This window comes from Blautia sp. BCRC 81119 (assembly GCF_003184505.1).
Lineage (GTDB): Bacteria > Bacillota > Clostridia > Lachnospirales > Lachnospiraceae > Blautia_A > Blautia_A fusiformis.
Genome location: NZ_QJHD01000023.1, coordinates 29,024 through 49,321 on the forward strand (window position 1 = coordinate 29,024; position 20,298 = coordinate 49,321).

Genomic DNA, 20,298 nt, shown 5'->3' on the forward strand with positions numbered 1-20,298 from the left:
AAAATACTAAAAGAAATAAGGAATAAATCTCAAATAATAAGAAAAAATCACATAAGGAGATGAGACAATGGCAGGTACAATCAGAAAGGTTGCACAAATGGCACATGTGTCTCCAGCAACTGTTTCAAGATATTTTTCAGGACAGAATGTAGTGAGTGATGAATTATCCAGAAGAATTGAGGAGGCAGCTAATACGGTTGGTTATGTGCCAAATCATCCAACACGTAAGTCAGATGGTGTGATCGTAGTTCTGATTCCTAATCTGGAATTTGGATATTTCAGTGAATCTATAAAGGAGATTATCCGGCAGATGCCAAAATACAAATGTAGAGTGATATTTCTTCCTACATTTCCGGGAGATGATAGTTATAAGAGTATCCTGAAGGAATTGTATGTGATGGGAGTTATTTATCTGGAGGAGGAGATTGACCGTGAGGTGATACGATATATCCGGGCAAAGAATATCAAAGTGGTTATGCTGGGAGGCGCAGCTTTTGACAGCAGATGCGATATGGTACACATTAACGATATGATGGCTGCTTACGAGGGAATGAAATATCTTCTTGAAATGGGACACAGGGAGATACTGATTCTGACTGATCTTTCTACAAGCATCAGTTCAGGATTCCAGCGGTTAGTTGGCTGTAAGAAGGCAATGGAGGAATATGGACTTATGTTCAGTGATGACATGGCAGAATACGGTCAGCTTACCTTCGAAAAAGGCTATCGATCTATGAACAGTGCATTGCGAAAGAAAAAGAAGTTCACTGCAGTGTTTGCTTTTTCCGATGAGACTGCGGTAGGAGCAATTACAGCGCTAAATGAACATGGTTTGAAGGTTCCGGAAGATGTATCCGTTTTGGGATTTGATGGATTAAGTATATCAGAGCGGGTGGTTCCTAAACTTACTACGATTTATCAGCCACTGGATAAGATGGTGGAATGGACTCTTGAGATTTTGTGTAACAAAAGTAGAAACAGAGAAGAAAATATAGAGTATACACTACCCTATAAATTATTGGAAAGAGGAACTGTACTCAGAAGGGAGGAAATATAAAATGGGGGGGAAGAGCTTTAAAGATATTCTTTGGAAAATATTTAGATTTGTTTTCCTGGGATTTATGGCACTGATTTCAGTAGGACCATTAGTATGGATCGTGATGTCATCCTTTAAATCCAATAAGGAGATCCTATCATCTGCATTTGCACTGCCTACATCATTAAGCTTTAATGGGTATAAGGCTGCATTGGATTTGGCTCCAATTTTTAAGTTTTATGGAAACAGTGTTGTGATTTCTTTCACAAGTACCCTGCTAAATATCCTGATTGTTTCCATGGCTGCCTATGTGTTGGCCAGATATACGTTTAAGGGAAGTACCTTTATCACATTGCTTTTATCTGCGTCTCTTCTTGTACCTACTTCAGCACTTCTGATGCCAATCTATAAGATCATGATGGGAATCGGAATGTTTGATACAAGGTCAGGGCTTGTACTTGTGTATGCGGCACTGGGACTTCCTACTTCACTTTTCGTATTCAAAAGCTATTTTCAGGGTATCCCCAAGGAACTGGAAGAAGCTGCCTATATTGACGGAGCCGGGTTTTATCGGACATTCTTTGTAATTGTATTTCCATTGGCTAAATCAGGACTTGCAACAGGGGCAATTTTACAGTTCCTGACGTCATGGAATGAGTTCATGTTCGGACTCGTTCTTACCAAAAGCACAGAAGTAAGGACCCTTCCTCTTGCTCTGAATTATTTTACATCTCAGTTTTCGTTTAACTATACAGCGATGTTTGCGGCATTGACTATGGTAATTCTACCAAGTATCGTAATCTATGTATTGCTGCAGGAACAGGTTACTACCAGTATGGTAGCAGGATCTGTCAAAGGTTGAAGATGAAAATTTATAAATTATATAAAAGGAGGCAATTAATATGAAAACAAAAAAGGTGATGGCCACAGTATTGTCAGCAGTGACAGCATTATCCATGGCAGGAGGCATGGCCACAACAGTAAAAGCGGATGATGTGACAGAAATCACATTTCCTACATCCTGGGTTGGTGTCAGTGTTAATACAGAATGGTTCCAGGATCGTCTGGAAGCTTTTAATGAGGAGTACGGTGACAGTATCAAGGTCAATGTGGAAGAAATCGCAGGTGATCAGAACTATGTGGATAAGCTGAAAGTTCTGTATTCTTCCAATTCTCTTCCGGATACATTCAGTACAGGTGGATATAATCTGATTGATTCAATGAAGGATCAACTTGTCGACCTTACTGATTATGTAGATGATGACTGGAAAAAACTTGCAACTGATGCATGCTGGGATGTAAACTCCCGCGATGGTAAGATTTATGGAATTCCTTATACCAGACAGGTAATAGGATACTTCTACAACAAAGATCTCTTTGCTCAGGCAGGAATTGAGAAACCGGCAAAGACATGGGACGAGTTCTTTGAGCAGTGTGACAAGCTTCTGGATGCAGGCATTACACCGCTTTCCATGGATACTGCAGATTCCGGTTGGGTAACTTCACTGATGCTTGGTGCTATGATTGGTGAGAGCGATGAGGGAGAACAGTTTATGAATACCATGCTCCCGACAGATTATAATACAAAAGAATTTATCGATGCAGCAACCAGGATTCAGACCATGTTTCAGAAATATACAACTCCGGATGCAGTTGGTGGAAAATATGAGAATGCTGCAAGCAACTTCTTTATGGGACAGACAGCTATCATTGCAAATGGTCCTTGGATGATTAGCGATTTCTATGATACTTCTATGGTTGAAGATGGATTTGCAGATAAAGTCGGTACTGCAATGTATCCTGGTGATGTTATGTATAACAGTGGAAAAATTGGCTTTAATGTTGCTTCCAAGGATGAGAAAACACTGGATGCAACTCTTACATTTGTAAAATTCCTCACAAATGAGGAGAGCCAGCTTAAAATGCTTGAAATTACAGGCGATATTCCGGCTATGGAGGGTCTTACATCTGATAATGTAAAGCCACTTGTAAATGAAGTCATCGCAAACGGCGATAAAGCAGCGCACAGTATTAATGATTTCCAGAGCCTTTGGTATGCAAATGTAGTGGATGAGATCAGTATTCAGTATCCGCTTCTTGCGCAGGGTGAAATTACTCCGGAAGAGTTCGCACAGGCTCTTACAGACGCTGCACAGAAAAACTGATAATTATATGATTTCCGCGGCTTCGGCAGGACATACCTTCTTCTGAAGTCGCCGGAGGCTAAGAACAGACTGAAACAGGAGAGATGAGAAATGAAAGTTAAAAAATGGAAACTGGCAAGCTTTCTTTTGCCGTGTCTGCTCCTTTTTGCATTGATTTACCTGGCTCCGATGTGTATGGTGTTTGGAAGTTCATTTTTTGAATGGAAAGCAGGCGGTGTATTTAAATTTATTGGACTGGATAATTATATCAATGCTTTCCGGAACGACGCACGAATGCTTACAGCACTGAAGAATACGGGAATCTGGGTTGTGCTTCAGTCTGTTGTGCATGTGATGCTAGGAACTGTGATCGCGTTTATGCTTTCAAAAAGAAAAAAAGGTTGGAAAGTCCTCAGAACTATCTATATGATCCCGAATGTGGTATCTGCAGCGGCACTGGCTGTTATTTTCCTGAATGTATTTAATGCGCAGTATGGTATTATCAATTCTTTTGTAAAAACAGTAACCGGGAAACCATTTATGAAAAACTGGTTCTTTGATCAGAACAGTGCCTTTATCACAGTTACATGGAGCTGGCTTCTGTATACAGGAATGATCATCATTCTTGTGCTTGCAGGTGTTCTGTCCATTCCCGAGGATGTTGTGGAAGCGGCCAAGATCGATGGTGCTACAGACATGCAGATCAATATGAAGATTCGTCTCCCACTGATCCGTACTATTATTGGAACCTGTGAGATTCTGGCGGCAACCAGTATGCTGAGAGAATTTGAACTCATTTATCTGACAACCAACGGAGGGCCGGGAGATACAACACTGAATCTTCCACTATACCTGTACAAAACATCTATGACAGATAATAATTATGGTTATGCCAACATGATGGGAGTAATTCTTATTATTGCAGGGGTAATTGTAGTAAGTGCCATTAATCGGTTGTTTAAGATGAATGAGGCAGACTACTAAAAAGACAGAAAGAGGAGGAATTACAGATGAAAATAGCAGTAATCGGCGGTGGTGGAGTACGTTCCATGTTTTTGGCAAAAAGCCTTGCTCAGAGCAGTTTGGAATTGGGGATCAACCAAGTGATTTTTATGGATAATGATCCAAAGAAGCTTAATATCTATGGTAAAATGGCACAGCAGGTTGCAAAACGTCTGCAGCCAGACTTGCAGCTGGAACTTACCGGCGACCCTGTAGAAGCCATTAAAGATGCAGATTATATCATAACAACGATTCGTGTTGGAGAGGATGATATGCGTATCCAGGATGAACGAGTAGCTCTGAATCTGGGGGTTCTGGGGCAGGAAACTACCGGTGCGGCAGGGTTTTCTTTTGCTATGCGTTCTGTGCCGGCTCTGGTAAAATATTGTGAGCTTGCAAAAAAATACGCTTCTCCGGATGTAAAGATCTTTAACTTTACCAACCCAGCGGGAGTAGTATCTCAGACTCTGCGTGATATGGGATATGATTTTACCTATGGTATCTGCGATGCTCCAAGTAGTCTTCTCCATTCCTTTGCAAAAATGTATAAGGTTCCGCAAAATTCTGTGACGGGAGACTGCTATGGATTGAATCATCTTTCTTTTTTTGACAGTATTAAGCTGGATGGAAAAGAGATTTTGCCGGAGCTTTTAAAAGATGAAAGATTGTATACGGATACAGATATGCGTTTCTTTAAAAAAGATCTGGTAGAGCATATGGGATGTATTCTTAATGAATATTTGTATTATTTTTATTACAGAGAAGAAGCAGTTCAGCATATTTTGGATGCGGGTATCACCAGGGGAGAAGTGATCCGTGATGTGAATATCCATATGACGGAGGAACTGTCACACATGGATGTCGAAAATGATTTTGAAAACTGCCTGAAGGTTTATGATAAGTGGTATGGCAAACGTGAAGATGCTTATATGGCAAATGAGACCGGCGTATCCAGAGCAAAAGAACCCTATCATTTTGATGTTTATGCAAAGGATGATGGAGGCTATGCAGGTGTTGCCCTGAAATATATCCGTTCCAAATTAAGTGGAAAAGACAGTGAGATGATCCTTTGTGTACCGAATAACGGAGCAATTCCGGGACTCCTTAATACAGACATTGTGGAAGTTACATGTGATCTTAAAGATGGTGAGATGATTCCGCATAAAGTCCCAAATCCCGGGGAATTGCAGATGGAACTTATTCGCAGGGTGAAGATTTACGAAAGGCTGGCTTCTGAAGCAATCCGTACAAGAAGCATTAGTAAAGCAATTGACTGCCTTATGGTGCATCCTCTTGTCAATTCCTACTCACTGGCCAAGAAACTGGTGGAAACATATTTAGCCACAAATAAAGACTATATGGAGGAATGGAACTGATATGAGTTTTGTAGGTGGCGTAGGCTATTCCAATATTGATCTGATCTATTCTGGTCTTGATAGACTGCCTGATAAGGGAGAGGAGATTTTCGCCAGAGGATTTTCCATGCAGTTTGGTGGTGGGATTCCGGCTACCATGATCAATCTTTCAAGGCTTGGAGTTGAGTCCAGAATTATTACTTTTGCAGGGCATGATCTTTTTTCGGAATTTGTGAAAAAAACACTGAATAGCTATCCGGTAAAAACTGTGAATCTTTATAAAGGAAACAAGATGCCGGTGGTGCTGTCTTCCACCTTGCTATATTGTGGTGACAGAAGTTTTATTTCATATACAGACGGAATGGATCTTAATGATGCTGTTATGGATGAAGTTTATGAAAATCTGAAAGGTGCATATGTGGTAGATATGCATGTTGGATTTTTAGATGTGTATAAAAGACTGAAAAAAGATGGTTGTATCCAGATTTTTGATACGGGATGGGAAGATGATCTGACATTGGAAAAATACAAGGATTATCTGGAAATTGCAGATTATTATATTCCCAACCAGAAAGAGGCCATGAAGATTACAGGAACGTCCAGTGTGGAAGAGGCTGCTGACATTCTGTCGGAATTTTTTTCTGACGTGACGATCAAAATGGACAAGGAAGGGTGCCTGCTTAAAAATAAGGATGGAATAAAAATCATATCTTCTGTACAAAATGTAAAAGCTATTGATGCAACAGGAGCAGGAGATGCATTTATGAGTGGCTTTATTTATGGACTTTATCATCATTATCCAATTGAACAGTGCATTAAGTTTGGAAATGTAACAGGAAGTGCGTGTGTTCAGGGAATGGGCTGTATCAGCAATTTTGTCAATGAAGAACAGCTCTTGGAAATTGCGGGAACGCTAGAAGTCAGAGAACTTTGAAGAGGTGGAAAAAATTTATAATCTGTAACTGAAAAAGGTGTCTCTTATTTGTATATCAGGTAAGAGACATTTTTTTTATGCAAACATATACTAGCAGAGAACCAGTGTGCTTTCAGGCACAAAAAGGAGCCTCTGTTTATGAAAAATCATTCTTATATTTCCATGCAGCAGGATATGCCGGATCAGGGACAGCTGCAGGTGACGGTGCTGGACAGTGCCAGTAACCGTCCTGTGGAAAATGCTACAGTGCGGATCTCGTACACAGGAGTCCCGGATAATGTGATCGAAGAAATCCGTACGGATTCCTCCGGAAAAACGCCCATGCTGGAGCTGGCAGCTCCTCCACTGGAATACAGCATGAAACCGGTGGAGCAGCAGCCTTATGCAGAATATACAGTTCGGATCAGTGCAGAGGGTTTTACACCAAAAGAAGTTGCCGGGACAGAAGTTCTTCCCCATTCCATTGCCAGGCAGGGAGCATCCCTTAGCAGACAGCAGGGTAGTGGAGAGGACTATCAGCGGATCGTCATCGGACCCCATACGCTTTTTGGGGAATATCCTCCCAAAAATCCGGAAGCAGAGATCAAGCCGATAAATGAAACCGGAGAGATCGTATTAAACAAAGTGGTGATCCCGGAGTATATCGTAGTCCACGACGGGCCAATAGGGGATACCTCTGCACAGGATTATTATGTAAGATATAAGGATTATATCAAAAACGTGGCCAGCAGTGAGATCTACGCAACTTGGCCGGAGGACACGATACGTGCCAATGTTCTGGCAATCATGTCGTTTACTCTGAACAGAGTTTATACAGAGTGGTACCGGAATAAGGGTTATGATTTCACCATTACATCCTCCACAGCATACGACCACAAATGGATCCATGGCAGGAATATTTTTGAGAGTATAGACCGGATCGTGGATGAACTTTTTGAAAACTACCTTTCCAGACCGGATGTACGTCAGCCGATCCTGACCCAGTACTGTGACGGACACCAGGTGCAGTGCAGGAATCGGGGATGGATGACCCAGTGGGGAAGCAAAGCTCTGGGAGATCAGGGATATTCCGCCATTGAGATCCTGCGGAGCTTCTATGGAAACGATATGTATATCAATGTGGCGGAAGCAGTTTCCGGGATTCCCGCATCCTGGCCGGGATATGACCTGACTATCGGTGTTACTGGAGAAAAGGTACAGCAGATCCAGGAACAGCTTAATGCCATAGCAAAAGCCTATCCTGCCATCCCGTCAGTGATCGTGGATGGTATTTATGGTCCGGCTACTGCTGCATCTGTAAAAAAATTCCAGAATATATTCGGGCTTCCTGCATCCGGAGTGGTGGATTATCCAACCTGGTATAAGATACAGGACATTTATGTAGCAGTGACCAGGATAGCGGAGCTGCAGTAAATATAAAAATAATAAAAATGTTCCTGGCCATTTTCGGAGTGATCTGATCGGGGCTGGGAGTGTAATGTGTGAATATGATTTCAGAAAAAAATATTTGACGTTTCAGAATAAACCAAGTATAATGGCTGTTTGTATCTTTGAACGTAAATTGTAAAGAGATTGCGTTTATGAGCATGTGAAAAAAGCGAAATGAGAATGTCTGCTTTACAAAAGGAGTGATGAAAATGACATTTTATCAGGAACTGCAGTTAAGCTCAACCGGATCAAAACAGCTGATCAGAAATACCACAGACAAAAAGGAGAAAAGAAGGCATATTCTGATCTATAATTTTAAAGTGTATCTTGTCATGGCATTTTGTGTGGCGGTTGTGACATTGTACAGTAAGATAACCGGCAATGACAACAGTGTTGTAGGAGTAACCGTACTGCTGGCAGTGCTGGTTTTAAGACAGGCGGATTTCGGGATCCGGACGTCCCACGGATTGTTGTCCATTGCCGGGATTTTCTGTATTCTGATCGCAGGACCGAGATTGTCCAATATGGTTTCACCGGTACCGGCATTTTTTGTTAATGCGATAAGCATCCTGTTACTGATGATCCTGGGATGCCATAATGTAATTATGTATAACCATTCCACATTTGTTCTCGGATATCTGCTTCTGATGGGATATGACGTAACCGGAAAGGCGTATCTGCTTCGTGTAGAGGGGCTTTTGGCCGGAATGGTTCTCTGCATGGTAGTTTTTTATAAGAACCAGAAAAACCGCCCGTATCGCAGGACGTTTCTGGACCTGTTCCGGGAATTTGACCTGCATTCCGCAAGAGGCAGGTGGTATTTAAGACTGACGCTGATCGTTTCCAGCGCTATGCTGATCATGTCTCTTCTAGGACTCCCAAGAGCAATGTGGGCCGGAATTGCTTGTATGTCCGTGTGCTTGCCGTTTACCGAGGACTGCAAGGAAAGAGCCGGAAAAAGGGGGATGTTCAATATCGTTGGCTGTATTTTGTTTGCAGTGCTTTATCTGATACTTCCGGAATCTATGTATCCCTATATTGGAATGATCGGAGGAATCGGTGTGGGATATTCCGCAGGTTATGCGTGGCAGACTGCATTTAATACATTTGGAGCACTGTCCATTGCATCAGGACTGTTTGGAATGCCTGCAGCAGTGCTGCTCCGTATTGGAGCCAATGTATTTAGTTCAATTTATACTATGCTCGCAAATAAGCTTGGGGATAAGCTTGTGCAGCATATGTGGGTACGAAAGAGTGCAGAAATCTGAGATATTGCCCTGAAAAAAGTTTTGCCGTATAATGGGTAATAGCATAACAGCCTGGATATTACCGGGCCGACAGAGGAGAAGATTATGTACGAAGAAACAACAGAAAAACTGCTGGAATTTATCAGTAAAAGTCCTACAGCCTTTCAGGCGGCAGAGGAAACAAGAAGACGTTTTTTGGAGGAAGGCTTTACAGAATTGAAGGAAGAGGAGCGCTGGGAGCTGGAAAAGGGCGGAAAATATTTTGTCATGAGAAATCATTCCGCGATCATCGGATTTTCCATTCCTGTCAATGACTGCAGGAGATATCATATCATTGCAAGTCACAGTGACTCTCCGTCTTTTAAAATAAAAGAAAATCCGGAGATGTCTGTAAACGGAGCTTATGTGAAACTGAATGTGGAGCGGTACGGAGGAATGATCCTTTCTACCTGGTTTGACCGTCCCCTTTCTGTGGCAGGCCGCATGATCGTCCACAAAAACGGAAAAATTCTGGAAAAGCTTGTAGATATTGATAGAGATCTGGTCATGATCCCGAGCCTTGCGATCCATATGAACCGAGATATTAACGGAGGCTATCATTATAATGTCCAGAAGGATATGCTTCCATTGTACAGTGGCAGTGGCGAAAAAGGAAACTTCATGCGGATGCTGGCAGAAGAGGCAGAGATCCGTCCGGAGGATATCCTGGGCCATGATCTGTTTCTCTATAACCGGATGCCCGGAACGATCTGGGGGTCCAGGAATGAGTTTGTTTCCAGTCCAAGATTAGATGATCTGCAGTGTGCTTTCGCTTCACTGGAAGGCTTTCTCCAGGCAGATAAGAAGAAGGTCATTGCAGTCCACTGTGTACTGGATAATGAAGAAGTGGGAAGCACTACCAGGCAGGGAGCTGCATCCACATTTCTTAAAGATGTACTGTTTCGTATCAATCTGGCCCTTGGCGGAGACCAGGAAAGTTATCTGATGGCCCTTGCAGAGAGCTTTATGATCTCTGCGGACAATGCACATGCATTACATCCGAATTATACAGACAAGGCAGATCCTGTAAACCGTCCGGTGATGAATGGTGGAATTGTGATCAAATATAATGCCAATCAGAAATATTGTACTGATGGGATTTCTACAGCAATCTTTAAGGAACTCTGCAGAGAAGCAGATGTGCCATATCAGACATTTGTGAACCGTTCCGATATTGCCGGTGGTTCCACTCTGGGAAATATTTCCAATACCCAGGCGGCCATGAATACGGTCGACATCGGTCTGCCGCAGCTGGCGATGCATTCCGCTTATGAAACAGCCGGAGTGAAAGATACGGAAAGCCTGATCCGTGCGGCAAAGGTATTTTACAGGTGATATCGGAGGACAGGAAAATGAGCAGAAAAGCAGTATTTTTTGATGCGGACGGAACAGTCTGTGATATGAAAAAAGGAGTGCCGGACAGTGCCATAGAAGCCATCCGTGCGCTGGTAGATAACGGACATGAAGCGTGGCTCTGCACAGGAAGAAGTCGTGCGTTTGTATCCTGGTATCTGGAGCAGATCCCTTTTACGGGAATGATCAGTGCCTGCGGATCCACCATTGAGAAGGACGGGAAGAGACTTTTTAATAAAGAGATGACGCCGGAGGTTGCAAAGCTTTCTGTGGAGGTTCTCAGAAAATACGGACTGATCCCGGTAATGGAAGGCGCGGATTTTATGTATTATGACAAAGAGGAGTATACCGATGAAGTGAACTGGTATGCCAGTCTGATCACAGAATCCCTGGGCGATAAATGGAGGCCTATCCGTGGAAATGAGGATTGTATGCGGATCAATAAGATCAGTGCAAAAATGACTGAGGGATGTGATGCGGAGGCAGCGTTATCCATTTTATCAGAATACTATGATATCATCCGCCATGAAGGCAGCAGTTCGTTTGTGGGAAATACCATTGAACTGGTGCCAAAGGGCTTTAACAAGGCTGTTGGGATCGCAGCTGTGATCCGCCTGTTTGATATTCCGTGGGAGAATACCGTTGTTTTTGGAGACAGCAACAATGATCTTGCCATGTTTGAATACGCTGCAACAAAGGTTGCCATGGGAAATGCTTCTCCGAAGATCAAAGATCTGGCAGATTATGTTACGTCTGATATGTTCCACTACGGCATTCGGGATGGCTTGAAATATCTGAAGCTGATCTGAGAGAATGCTTCGTTTGTTTTGTAGGCTATGAGATTGTAAGAACAGAAACATCCACATCAGAAATGATAGCTTTATGTGAATATGCTTTTATAAAAAAATGCTGTAAGAACCAGAAATCGTAGTTCTTACAGCATTTTATGTTACAGATTTTTCCGGGTAGATAATATGCAGAAGCTGCAATATCAGATCAGTCCCAGACCTTTGCAGATAAACAGCCAGAGTGTCAGGGTAAAGGCACTGAATAATGTGGTAAGAAGCACGACTCCCGAAGAAAAGGAGCCCTCATGTCCCATGTTTTTTGCCATGACAAAGCAGGTAACGGTGCTGGCCGACCCCAGCATGATGATGATGGAAACCAGCTTGTCCTTTGTAAAACCGCAACGGATGGCAAGAGGAAGAAAAAGTGCTTCATAACCGACAAGTTTCATAAATGTACAGGCAACAGATGCTTTCAGCCGGGAAAAGGCTTTTCCGAAGTGCAGAGATCCGCCCATAGCCATGAGGCCAAGAGGAGTGGCGGTTTTTGCAAGATTGCCTGCCGTAGAGTCCAGGATCTTCGGAAATGGAAGACGAAGAAGGGACCAGAGTGTACCGGCTGCAATGCCGAGAATGATGGGATTGGTGACAATTCCCTTTAAAGTGTGCTTCAGAACGGTACCATCTATTTTTCCCTGACCTGGTTTAAAGACAGAGAGAACTACAACAGCCATTACATTGTAAAGAGGGACGCTGGCAATGATCATCAGTGGTGTCATACCTGCATTTCCGTAAAGGTTCTGGATAATGGCGATACCAAGGATCGCTGCGCTGCTGCGGTAGGATGCCTGGATAAACTCGCCCCGGATATCGGAAGGGTGGAGAAAACGGGACAGGAGCACGGAGATTATAATACTGAGCGATGTGATCGCAAAACAGAAAAGAACCATCTTGGGATCCCAGGCCTCATAGATATCGATTTTAGCGATGTCCTGAAACAGAAGCACAGGCAGGGGGATGACAAACACAAATTTGTTCATACGATTGACAAATGTTTCATCAAACAGTCCGATCCTCCGGAAAAAATATCCCAGGAGCAGTGTAAGAAAGATGGGCACGGTAACATTCAGACAGAAAATAAGATTGTCCATAAAAGAAAACCTCCCTGTGGTAAAATTTCTCTGTTTATTATATCCAAACTACGAAAATTGTCAAACGAGGTATACGGGACTGGAGATTTCTGGTATGATAAAAAGTGTTGCGAAGAAAGCAGCACAGGGGTTGAGAAGGAGAAAGGAAAGAAAATGAGATACGGAAAAATACGGATCGAAGATGGCTTTTTTGTGTTTACCAGACATATGATGCTCAACAGTCTTCCGTGTAAAGATATTCTCTGGGCGTACATGCGCCGTGAGGGAACCGATAAAACCGGTGAAAAGCAGCTGATCATCAATTATCTGGTGATCATAACCAGACGTCAGAAGCGTTATAAATTTGATATGACAGAGCAGGAGGTACAGGATTGCCTTCAGCTTCTTAAAGTACTGAATCCGGATCTTGCGGTTGGTTTTCCAAAAGGAAGCAGGCTTCCGCTTCAGAATCTTCCGAATACAAGAGATCTGGGTGCATTGATGACAGTAGACGGTTCGCATATTCTTCCCAGAAAGCTTTTGCGCAGCGGAGAAATCTATCATGCTTCTGCTGCAGACAACCGGATCCTTTCAGAAGAATATAATGTAAAAACAGTGATTGATTTCAGGTCAGCTGCAGAAGTAAAGAAAAAACCGGATGATATCATGGCAGGAGTGGAGTATTATCACATTCCAATCCGGGATGAGGACAGCAGTGGAAACAGCTTTTTTGAACATGTGATGTCCTGCTATGGTGATGTAGACCGGTATATGCAGGACTGGTACCGGAATTTCGTTACGGATGAGTATTCTCTGAAGCAGTATGCACGTTTTCTAGATGTCCTGCTTCATGTAAAGAATGGAGCTGTTGTTTTTCACAGTGCCACAGGAGAAGACCGGACAGGAGTCGGAACAGCACTTTTGCTCTTTGCTTTGGGTGTACCTAAGGAAACGATACGAAGGGATTATATGCGGTCAAATCCATGTCTGGAAGATGAACTGAAATATATGCGCAGGCTTTACCGGGCAGACCGGCCGGAAAACAGCCGGAAGCTTGCAGATCTGAAAGCCTTCTATCAGGTGAAGGAGTCCTATATCAATACAGTTTTTGATGTCATCGAAAAAGAAAACGGAGGAATTGAAAGATTCCTTCGGAAAAAACTTTATCTGACACCAAAGGCATCCGAGGAGCTTAAGAAAAAATATCTGATCTGAGGATAAAAACATTTCTTATCATCCTGAAGGAATTTTGCAGGAAATTTTGATTGACAAAATTTTCGAAGTTGTTATAATGGTAAGAAAGCAAGGGTTTATTAGATTAAAGCGTTAACTGACGAAGTCGGTTTTCTATACATAAAAGTGTTGAAAGCAGGTGTATTATGGAAAAGAGAATACTATCCATCCTTGTGGATAATACCTCCGGAGTCCTTAGCCGTGTGGCTGGTCTTTTCAGCCGCCGTGGATATAATATTGACAGCATTACCGCAGGAGTGACTGCAGATCAGAGATATTCCCGTATGACAGTTGTCTGTGAGGGAGATGATCAGATGCTCCAGCAGATCACTAAGCAGCTGGCGAAGCAGGAAGATGTACGGGATGTTAAGGTCCTTGAACAGGACGACAGCGTTGCCCGTGAGCTGATGCTCGTCAAGGTTGCTGTGAAGCCGGAACAGAGACAGGGAGCTCTTTCTGTTGCAGATATCTTCCGTGCCAAGGTGGTGGATGTAAGTAAGGATTCTCTTATTATGGAGATGACCGGAAGCCAGAACAAGCTGCAGGCGTTTGTGGAGCTGATGGCTGACTATGAGATCCTTGAGCTTGCAAGAACAGGAATCACAGGTCTGTCACGAGGCAGTGACGATGTCCGTTACCTGTAAATTTTTTACATATGTTTGCTAGGAGAGCAGCTACTCTCTTAACGATAAATAATTTTTATGAAGAAGATGTTGTAAACATCAGAGGAGGAAAGTAAAATGGCAAATAAGATTTTTTACCAGGAAGACTGTAATCTTGGATTATTAGATGGTAAGACAATTGCGATTATTGGATACGGAAGCCAGGGACATGCACATGCACTGAACCTTAAAGAGTCCGGATGTAATGTAATCATCGGCCTTTACAAAGGAAGCAAATCCTGGAAAAAAGCTGAGGAGCAGGGCTTCGAGGTATATACATCTGCTGAAGCAGCTAAGAAAGCAGATATCATCATGATCCTGATCAACGATGAGAAACAGGCTGCACTTTACAAGAACGATATCGAGCCGAACCTTGAGGAAGGCAACATGCTTATGTTCGCTCATGGCTTCAACATTCATTTCGGATGCATCAAACCACCAGCATATGTTGATGTTACAATGATCGCTCCGAAAGGACCTGGACACACAGTAAGAAGCGAGTATCAGGCTGGTAAAGGTGTTCCTTGTCTGATCGCTGTAGAGCAGGATGCTACAGGTAAAGCTCAGGATATCGCACTTGCATATGCACTTGGAATCGGCGGAGCAAGAGCTGGTGTTCTTGAGACAACATTCCGTACAGAGACAGAGACAGACCTCTTTGGTGAGCAGGCTGTACTTTGCGGTGGTGTTTGCGCACTTATGCAGGCTGGTTTCGAGACACTTGTTGAAGCTGGTTATGACCCAAGAAACGCATACTTCGAGTGTATCCATGAGATGAAACTGATCGTTGACCTGATCTATCAGTCAGGATTCGCAGGAATGAGATATTCTATCTCCAATACAGCTGAGTATGGCGATTACATCACAGGACCGAAGATCATCACAGAGGATACAAAGAAAGCAATGAAGAAAGTTCTTTCCGATATCCAGGATGGTACATTCGCAAAAGAGTTCTTGCTCGACATGTCCGATGCAGGTGCACAGGTACACTTCAAGGCTATGAGAAAATTAGCTTCTGAGCATCAGTCTGAGAAAGTCGGCGAGGAGATCCGTAAACTCTACAGCTGGAACGGCGAGGATAAGCTTATTAATAACTAAGCAAAATTTATTGCAGGTGCAATAAATTTTGCGCTACTCGAACGAAGCGCAGCGAAGTTTGAGTCAAAAAAGTCACACACGTAATACAGTGGTAGGAAACTTTTTTGAAATTTAAAATTCCCATCTGGTCGCAATGATCAGATGGGAATTTTTTTTACATTCCTTTATTTATCCGGATGCTCTGTTTCATCATCAAAAAATGGCGCGATCAAAGCCGAATCAGCATCTTTCTGTCTGCATACAAACCCGATCTCACGCAGCGGAAAAGAAAATCCTACCGGTACTTCCACCAGAGTTCCTTCTTCCAGCTCTTTTTTTACAAAATCACGGATCACACATGCAATCCCAAGACCAATTTCCGCAAACTGGATCAGAAGATCCATAGTTGTTACTTCCAGAATATGACTTAATTCCACATGATGTTCTTTCAGCTGAGTGTTCACGGTCTGACGTGTAATATTGTCCTCATCCAGCATCATGAAAGTTGCTGCCTGGATCAGAGGTTCATCCGGATAGAGCTTTTTCTGATTTTCCAGATACTGCTGTGTACAGACAAAGGTATCCTGGATTTTCAAAAGAGGCTGAAAATAATATCCCCGAAGCTTCTGCGGCCGTCCGATGAGTCCCAGATCGATTTTTTCCTCATCCAGAAGCTGCAGCGTCTGATAAGTAGACTGGCAGGAAATTGTGATACGTACATGAGGAAAACGTGCAATATAGTTTTCCAGGTGGGAGAGCAGTACATATCTGGTAAGAGTAGAACTGGCGCCCAGACGCAGCTTTGGAATGTCCCGGGAACGGTTATGGCGAATGGAATTTTCTCCTTCATCCAGAAGTGAAAGAGCTTCTTTTACTTTTTCAAAAAGAAGCTCACCGTCCGGGGTCAGAGTGACACCCCGAGAACTGCGTTTAAAAAGAACGGTATCCAGATTCTGCTCCAGCTTCTGGATCGCCTTGCTGATAGCAGGCTGACTGATATAAAGGTCCCGGGAACTGTGGGAGATACTGCCGGTACGTGCTACCGTATAAAAAATATGATAAAGAGACAGATTATCCTGCATGCAAAACCTTCCTTTCGAAAAATAGTAAGGTAATAAAGGTAATAAAAAAATCCGAAGTCATCAGACCTCGGAAATCCTTGAATTTGTTAGAAATATCGGGGCAACAGGATTTGAACCTGCGACCTCACGGCCCCCAGCCGTGCGCGCTACCAAGCTACGCCATACCCCGCAACGCATATAACTATAACATAAACGAATTGTAAATGCAACCATTTTTTGAGGAGAAAGATGGTTGTATGGATGATAATAAAGAGTGTAATCCCTTGATACTTTCATAGGCTTCACACTCTTTACATGATATGATCAGGCTGTCTGTATTGTGTTACCTGGGTCAGGTAAAATACCTCTTCCCTGAAGTACAACGACAAGAGTTTCTGTTGTGTCCTGTAAATTCTTGATATCTTTTCGGATATCCCGTTCTGCAAGCTTAACATCCAGTGAAAGATCGTCCAGGCGTTTTCTGTTGGTATCACATTTCAGATCGATCATTTCAAGTCTGTTTTCTACCCGGTTGAAGCGGGCATCTATTTCATCAAAACGAACATCCATAGCATCAAGACGAGCGTCGATACCGTCAAAACGAACATCCATAGCATCGAGACGAGCGTCAATACCGTCGAGACGAGTATCCACTGCATCCAGTCTGGCGTCGATACCATCTAATCGGTTATTTATATTGCCCAGCTGGACATTGATCGGGTTTATCATACCGGCTAATAATTCCAAATCTTTCTGATCTAGCATATGCGCATCCTCCCACAAAAATTGTACCGCATATTTCTCTGTGCGGATATTGTATCATGTTTCGAGTGTGAAGTCTATGAAATTATCAAAGAACAAAATGGACGGGAACAATAAGTTCTTGACTAGTATAATATATATAATAAGAAAAAACAAGACATATTTTTATATCTTTAATAATAATAGAAAATGCAGGCGAACTACCTGAAGAATAAAAAAGGAGGCCGGGAGTTGTGCTGACTCCCGGCAAAAAAGTATGAAAAAGAAAAAGATTGTTTAGCATTTGCTATCTACAGTTAATAATATAGTAAAAAAATGTGTGCATTGTGTGAAAGGAAAATGAAGAGAATGTGAAAACTGCCGCTTAATGTTAGATTAAGCGACAGTAATTTTTTCGGATTATTCTGTTGTTTGATCCAAGATTTTGAACCATATGTAATGATAACATCCGCTTTAATGCTTGTCAAGCGATCTGAAACTGCCATAGCGGTCCAATTATGTCGCTTTTTGTGCCGTTTTATGCAGCTTTTTATGTAAGTATAATTCGTTCGGCGGAGGATGTCCTGTGAAATTATATCAGTTTATTTAATTTTTCAATAATTTCTGTAAGTTCTTCTCTGGAATATCCGCCGAAGCTTACCAGCGCACGTAATGGCATGGAGTCGGTCATGGCTTCTGTCATTTCTTCAGTGATAGCTTCGGAAGCGGCTTCAGAAGAGGACTCTTCACCAACGTTCATGGCTGAGATATATTTTGCTGTCAGTTCTTTTGCTGTTTCGCTTGTTTTCGGGTTGCGGAACAGTTCGCCCAGAGTGGTGTTCATATGAACATGCATCGGAAGTTCCTGGCTGCTGTTCAGATGGATCCTGCCTTCAAGATGGATATCTCTGGAAGAGGTACCGACAAGGAGCTTATATTCGCCGCTGGCTGCGAACCAGTCGTGAAGCTCTGTATTGTACCATGCGAAGCTTCTCTTATCCAGCTCCATGGTTACTGTTTTGGTCTCGCCTGGGTTCAGGAAAACCTTTTCGAAGCCCTTGAGCTCTTTTTCCGGACGGATCGCGGAATGGGTGCAGTCTTTGACATAGAGCTGTACGACTTCTTTTCCTGCCATATTTCCTGTGTTTGTTACATCAACCGAAACGGTGATGGTGTCTTTGTCTGTAGGATTTTCATTGGAGATCTTCAGGTCGCTGCAGGCAAAGGTAGTGTAGGAGAGTCCATAGCCAAACGGATATGCTACATCCATTTCTTTTGTATCATAGTAGCGGTAGCCTACGAATACGCCTTCACGGTATTCAACCTTTTCACCACCGCCGAAGTTCAGGTAGGATGGATTGTCGGAGAGCTTGAGCGGTATTGTCTCGGCAAGCTTGCCGCTTGGATTTACTTTTCCGTAAAGAATGTTTGCGACAGCGGTACCGCCTGCCTGACCGCCGAGGTATGCTTCCAGAAGGCCTTTTATATCATTGAGCCATGGCAGCTCCACGGGGGAACCGTTGTGAAGGACGATCACGGTATTCGGCTGTACTTTAAGGATCTCAGTAATGAGACGGTTCTGGCATTCAGGAAGCCTCATGTGAGAACGATCGTATCCTTCAGATTCAAAGCTGTCCGGAAGTCCGGCGAAGATCACAACCTTGTCAGCGGCGGCAGCAGCTTTGATCGCTTCAGCTGCAAGTGCATCATCGTAGAGATCTTTGTCTGCAGGAAAACCTTCTGCATAAGTAACCTGTGCATCGGAAGGAACGGAATCCAGTGCGTTTGTGATCTTGAAGCAGTTGATATGAGAGCTTCCGCCGCCCTGGAAACGAGGCTTCTTTGCAAAACCACCGATGAAAGCAATTTTCTCGGATGCTTTCAGAGGGAGGATCTGCTCATCGTTTTTCAGAAGAACCATAGATTCTTCGGCAATGTGGCGTGCTTTTTCATGGTCTTTTTCCATGGTGAATTCCTGCGGTGCCCGGTTGTCTGCATATTCAAAAATTATGCGTAAAATGCGTTCAACAGCCTGGTCAAGAATGTCTTCCTTGAGGGAATCGTCTTTTACGGCCTGTACGATGAGGGCATCGTTGACCCCATTGGAGGAAGGCATTTCCAGCTCAAGACCTGCCTTAAGACCTTTGACGCGGTCATTGACTGCACCCCAGTCGGACATTACATAGCCCTTGAAGCCCCAGTCGCCGCGGAGAACGTCTGTGAGAAGCCATTTATTCTCAGATGCGAAAGTGCCGTTAATCTGGTTGTAGGAGCACATGAAGGTGTATGGCTGAGCTTTTTTTACTGCGGTTTCGAATGCAGGGAAATAGATCTCACGTAAAGTGCGCTCATCAGCCTCGGAAGAATTACTCATGCGGTGATATTCCTGGTTGTTTGCTGCAAAGTGCTTGATAGAGGTTCCTACATGCTGGGACTGTACTCCGTTTATAAAAGCGGCTGCGATCTCACCTGCGAGATATGGATCCTCGGAATAATATTCGAAGTTTCTTCCGCAGAGAGGAGAACGTTTGATGTTTACGGCCGGTCCGAGAACTATGGATACATCGTTGGCCTGAGCTTCTTTTCCGATGGTTTTGCCCATTTCTTCCATCAGCTTGCGGTCAAAGGAGCAGGCGCTTAAAGCGGCCGGCGGGAAGCAGACGGCTTTGATGCTGTCATTCATTCCAAGATGATCGCCCTTGTCATCCTGCTTACGAAGTCCGTGAGGGCCGTCGCTGACCATTACTTCCGGGATCCCCAAGCGTTCCACATGTTTCAGATGCCAGAAATCAAGACCTGAGCACATGCCGGCTTTTTCTTCCAGTGTCATCTGGCTTACGATTTTTTTCAGATCACGTTTCATTAAAAATACCTCCGAAATGTTTTTCTTACTATGAACTATAGCATGTTTTGCTGGTAAAATATAACAAAAATTTGTTAAAAATAAAAAATATTGCAGTTTAGCCGAATCAAGTAAGTCCCCTGCTTCAATTGCGAATATCCGCATGACCCTCACATTTTCAGGAATATAAAAACGATATGCAGGTCGATTGACAGAGCGGTGAGAGATA

General features: G+C 43.3%; 17 protein-coding genes and 1 tRNA gene. 13 read left to right on the top strand and 5 right to left on the bottom strand.

The window, feature by feature from the left end; all coding sequences use genetic code 11:
- The first annotated feature begins 67 nt into the window (after positions 1 to 67).
- From DMI82_RS13750 to DMI82_RS13795, 10 genes are all read left to right on the top strand, one after another.
- Positions 68 to 1,057, top strand: coding sequence for a LacI family DNA-binding transcriptional regulator (locus DMI82_RS13750; protein WP_021652946.1), 990 nt, complete (start codon positions 68 to 70; stop codon positions 1,055 to 1,057).
- A 1-nt stretch (position 1,058) separates the two neighbouring features.
- Positions 1,059 to 1,898 carry a carbohydrate ABC transporter permease gene (locus DMI82_RS13755; protein ID WP_021652945.1) on the top strand — a complete coding sequence of 280 codons (840 nt, stop codon included), beginning with the start codon at positions 1,059 to 1,061 and terminating at the stop codon, positions 1,896 to 1,898.
- Between the two features lie 40 nt (positions 1,899 to 1,938).
- The gene (locus tag DMI82_RS13760; protein ID WP_021652944.1) at positions 1,939 to 3,201 is read left to right on the top strand and encodes an ABC transporter substrate-binding protein; all 1,263 of its coding nucleotides are present in this window, start codon (positions 1,939 to 1,941) and stop codon (positions 3,199 to 3,201) included.
- A gap of 90 nt (positions 3,202 to 3,291) precedes the next feature.
- The gene (locus DMI82_RS13765; RefSeq protein WP_110103627.1) at positions 3,292 to 4,164 is read left to right on the top strand and encodes a carbohydrate ABC transporter permease; all 873 of its coding nucleotides are present in this window, start codon (positions 3,292 to 3,294) and stop codon (positions 4,162 to 4,164) included.
- Positions 4,165 to 4,190: 26 nt separating this feature from the next.
- On the top strand, positions 4,191 to 5,558 hold the full coding sequence (locus DMI82_RS13770) for a family 4 glycosyl hydrolase (RefSeq protein ID WP_021652942.1): 1,368 nt from the start codon (positions 4,191 to 4,193) through the stop codon (positions 5,556 to 5,558).
- A gap of 1 nt (position 5,559) precedes the next feature.
- Complete coding sequence (locus DMI82_RS13775) at positions 5,560 to 6,471, top strand: carbohydrate kinase family protein (protein WP_021652941.1); 912 nt, start codon at positions 5,560 to 5,562, stop codon at positions 6,469 to 6,471.
- Between the two features lie 138 nt (positions 6,472 to 6,609).
- Positions 6,610 to 7,884, top strand: a complete 1,275-nt coding sequence (locus DMI82_RS13780) for a peptidoglycan-binding protein (protein WP_044962381.1) — start codon at positions 6,610 to 6,612, stop codon at positions 7,882 to 7,884.
- 224 nt (positions 7,885 to 8,108) lie between these two features.
- Positions 8,109 to 9,167 (top strand): FUSC family protein, encoded by a 1,059-nt coding sequence (locus DMI82_RS13785; RefSeq protein WP_044962378.1) that lies wholly within the window; start codon positions 8,109 to 8,111, stop codon positions 9,165 to 9,167.
- Between the two features lie 84 nt (positions 9,168 to 9,251).
- Entirely contained in the window at positions 9,252 to 10,520 is a 1,269-nt protein-coding gene (locus DMI82_RS13790) for a M18 family aminopeptidase (RefSeq protein WP_021652938.1), read from the top strand.
- A gap of 17 nt (positions 10,521 to 10,537) precedes the next feature.
- Entirely contained in the window at positions 10,538 to 11,347 is an 810-nt protein-coding gene (locus tag DMI82_RS13795) for a Cof-type HAD-IIB family hydrolase (RefSeq protein ID WP_110103628.1), read from the top strand.
- A 182-nt stretch (positions 11,348 to 11,529) separates the two neighbouring features.
- Here DMI82_RS13795 and DMI82_RS13800 read toward each other — a convergent pair whose 3' ends face one another.
- Positions 11,530 to 12,474, bottom strand: a complete 945-nt coding sequence (locus DMI82_RS13800; protein ID WP_110103629.1) for an AEC family transporter — start codon at positions 12,472 to 12,474, stop codon at positions 11,530 to 11,532.
- Positions 12,475 to 12,627: 153 nt separating this feature from the next.
- Here DMI82_RS13800 and DMI82_RS13805 point away from each other — a divergent pair, with 153 nt between their 5' ends.
- The 3 genes from DMI82_RS13805 to ilvC all read left to right on the top strand — a co-directional run bounded on the left by DMI82_RS13805 (position 12,628) and on the right by ilvC (position 15,446).
- Positions 12,628 to 13,668: a tyrosine-protein phosphatase gene (locus DMI82_RS13805; RefSeq protein WP_021652934.1), complete on the top strand. Its 1,041-nt coding sequence runs from the start codon at positions 12,628 to 12,630 to the stop codon at positions 13,666 to 13,668.
- 164 nt (positions 13,669 to 13,832) lie between these two features.
- Positions 13,833 to 14,330: an acetolactate synthase small subunit gene (gene ilvN, locus DMI82_RS13810; RefSeq protein ID WP_021652933.1), complete on the top strand. Its 498-nt coding sequence runs from the start codon at positions 13,833 to 13,835 to the stop codon at positions 14,328 to 14,330.
- 96 nt (positions 14,331 to 14,426) lie between these two features.
- Positions 14,427 to 15,446, top strand: coding sequence for a ketol-acid reductoisomerase (gene ilvC / locus DMI82_RS13815; RefSeq protein WP_015526773.1), 1,020 nt, complete (start codon positions 14,427 to 14,429; stop codon positions 15,444 to 15,446).
- Between the two features lie 164 nt (positions 15,447 to 15,610).
- Here the strand turns inward: ilvC and DMI82_RS13820 are convergent, their stop codons facing one another.
- The 4 genes from DMI82_RS13820 to DMI82_RS13835 all read right to left on the bottom strand — a co-directional run bounded on the left by DMI82_RS13820 (position 15,611) and on the right by DMI82_RS13835 (position 20,090).
- Positions 15,611 to 16,507 carry a LysR family transcriptional regulator gene (locus tag DMI82_RS13820; RefSeq protein ID WP_021652931.1) on the bottom strand — a complete coding sequence of 299 codons (897 nt, stop codon included), beginning with the start codon at positions 16,505 to 16,507 and terminating at the stop codon, positions 15,611 to 15,613.
- A 95-nt stretch (positions 16,508 to 16,602) separates the two neighbouring features.
- Positions 16,603 to 16,676, bottom strand: a tRNA-Pro gene (locus tag DMI82_RS13825).
- Positions 16,677 to 16,810: 134 nt separating this feature from the next.
- A complete protein-coding gene (locus tag DMI82_RS13830) occupies positions 16,811 to 17,251 on the bottom strand; it encodes a hypothetical protein (RefSeq protein WP_021652930.1) in 441 nt (146 codons plus the stop codon).
- Between the two features lie 568 nt (positions 17,252 to 17,819).
- Entirely contained in the window at positions 17,820 to 20,090 is a 2,271-nt protein-coding gene (locus DMI82_RS13835) for a glycoside hydrolase family 3 C-terminal domain-containing protein (RefSeq protein ID WP_110103630.1), read from the bottom strand.
- Between the last annotated feature and the right edge of the window lie 208 nt (positions 20,091 to 20,298).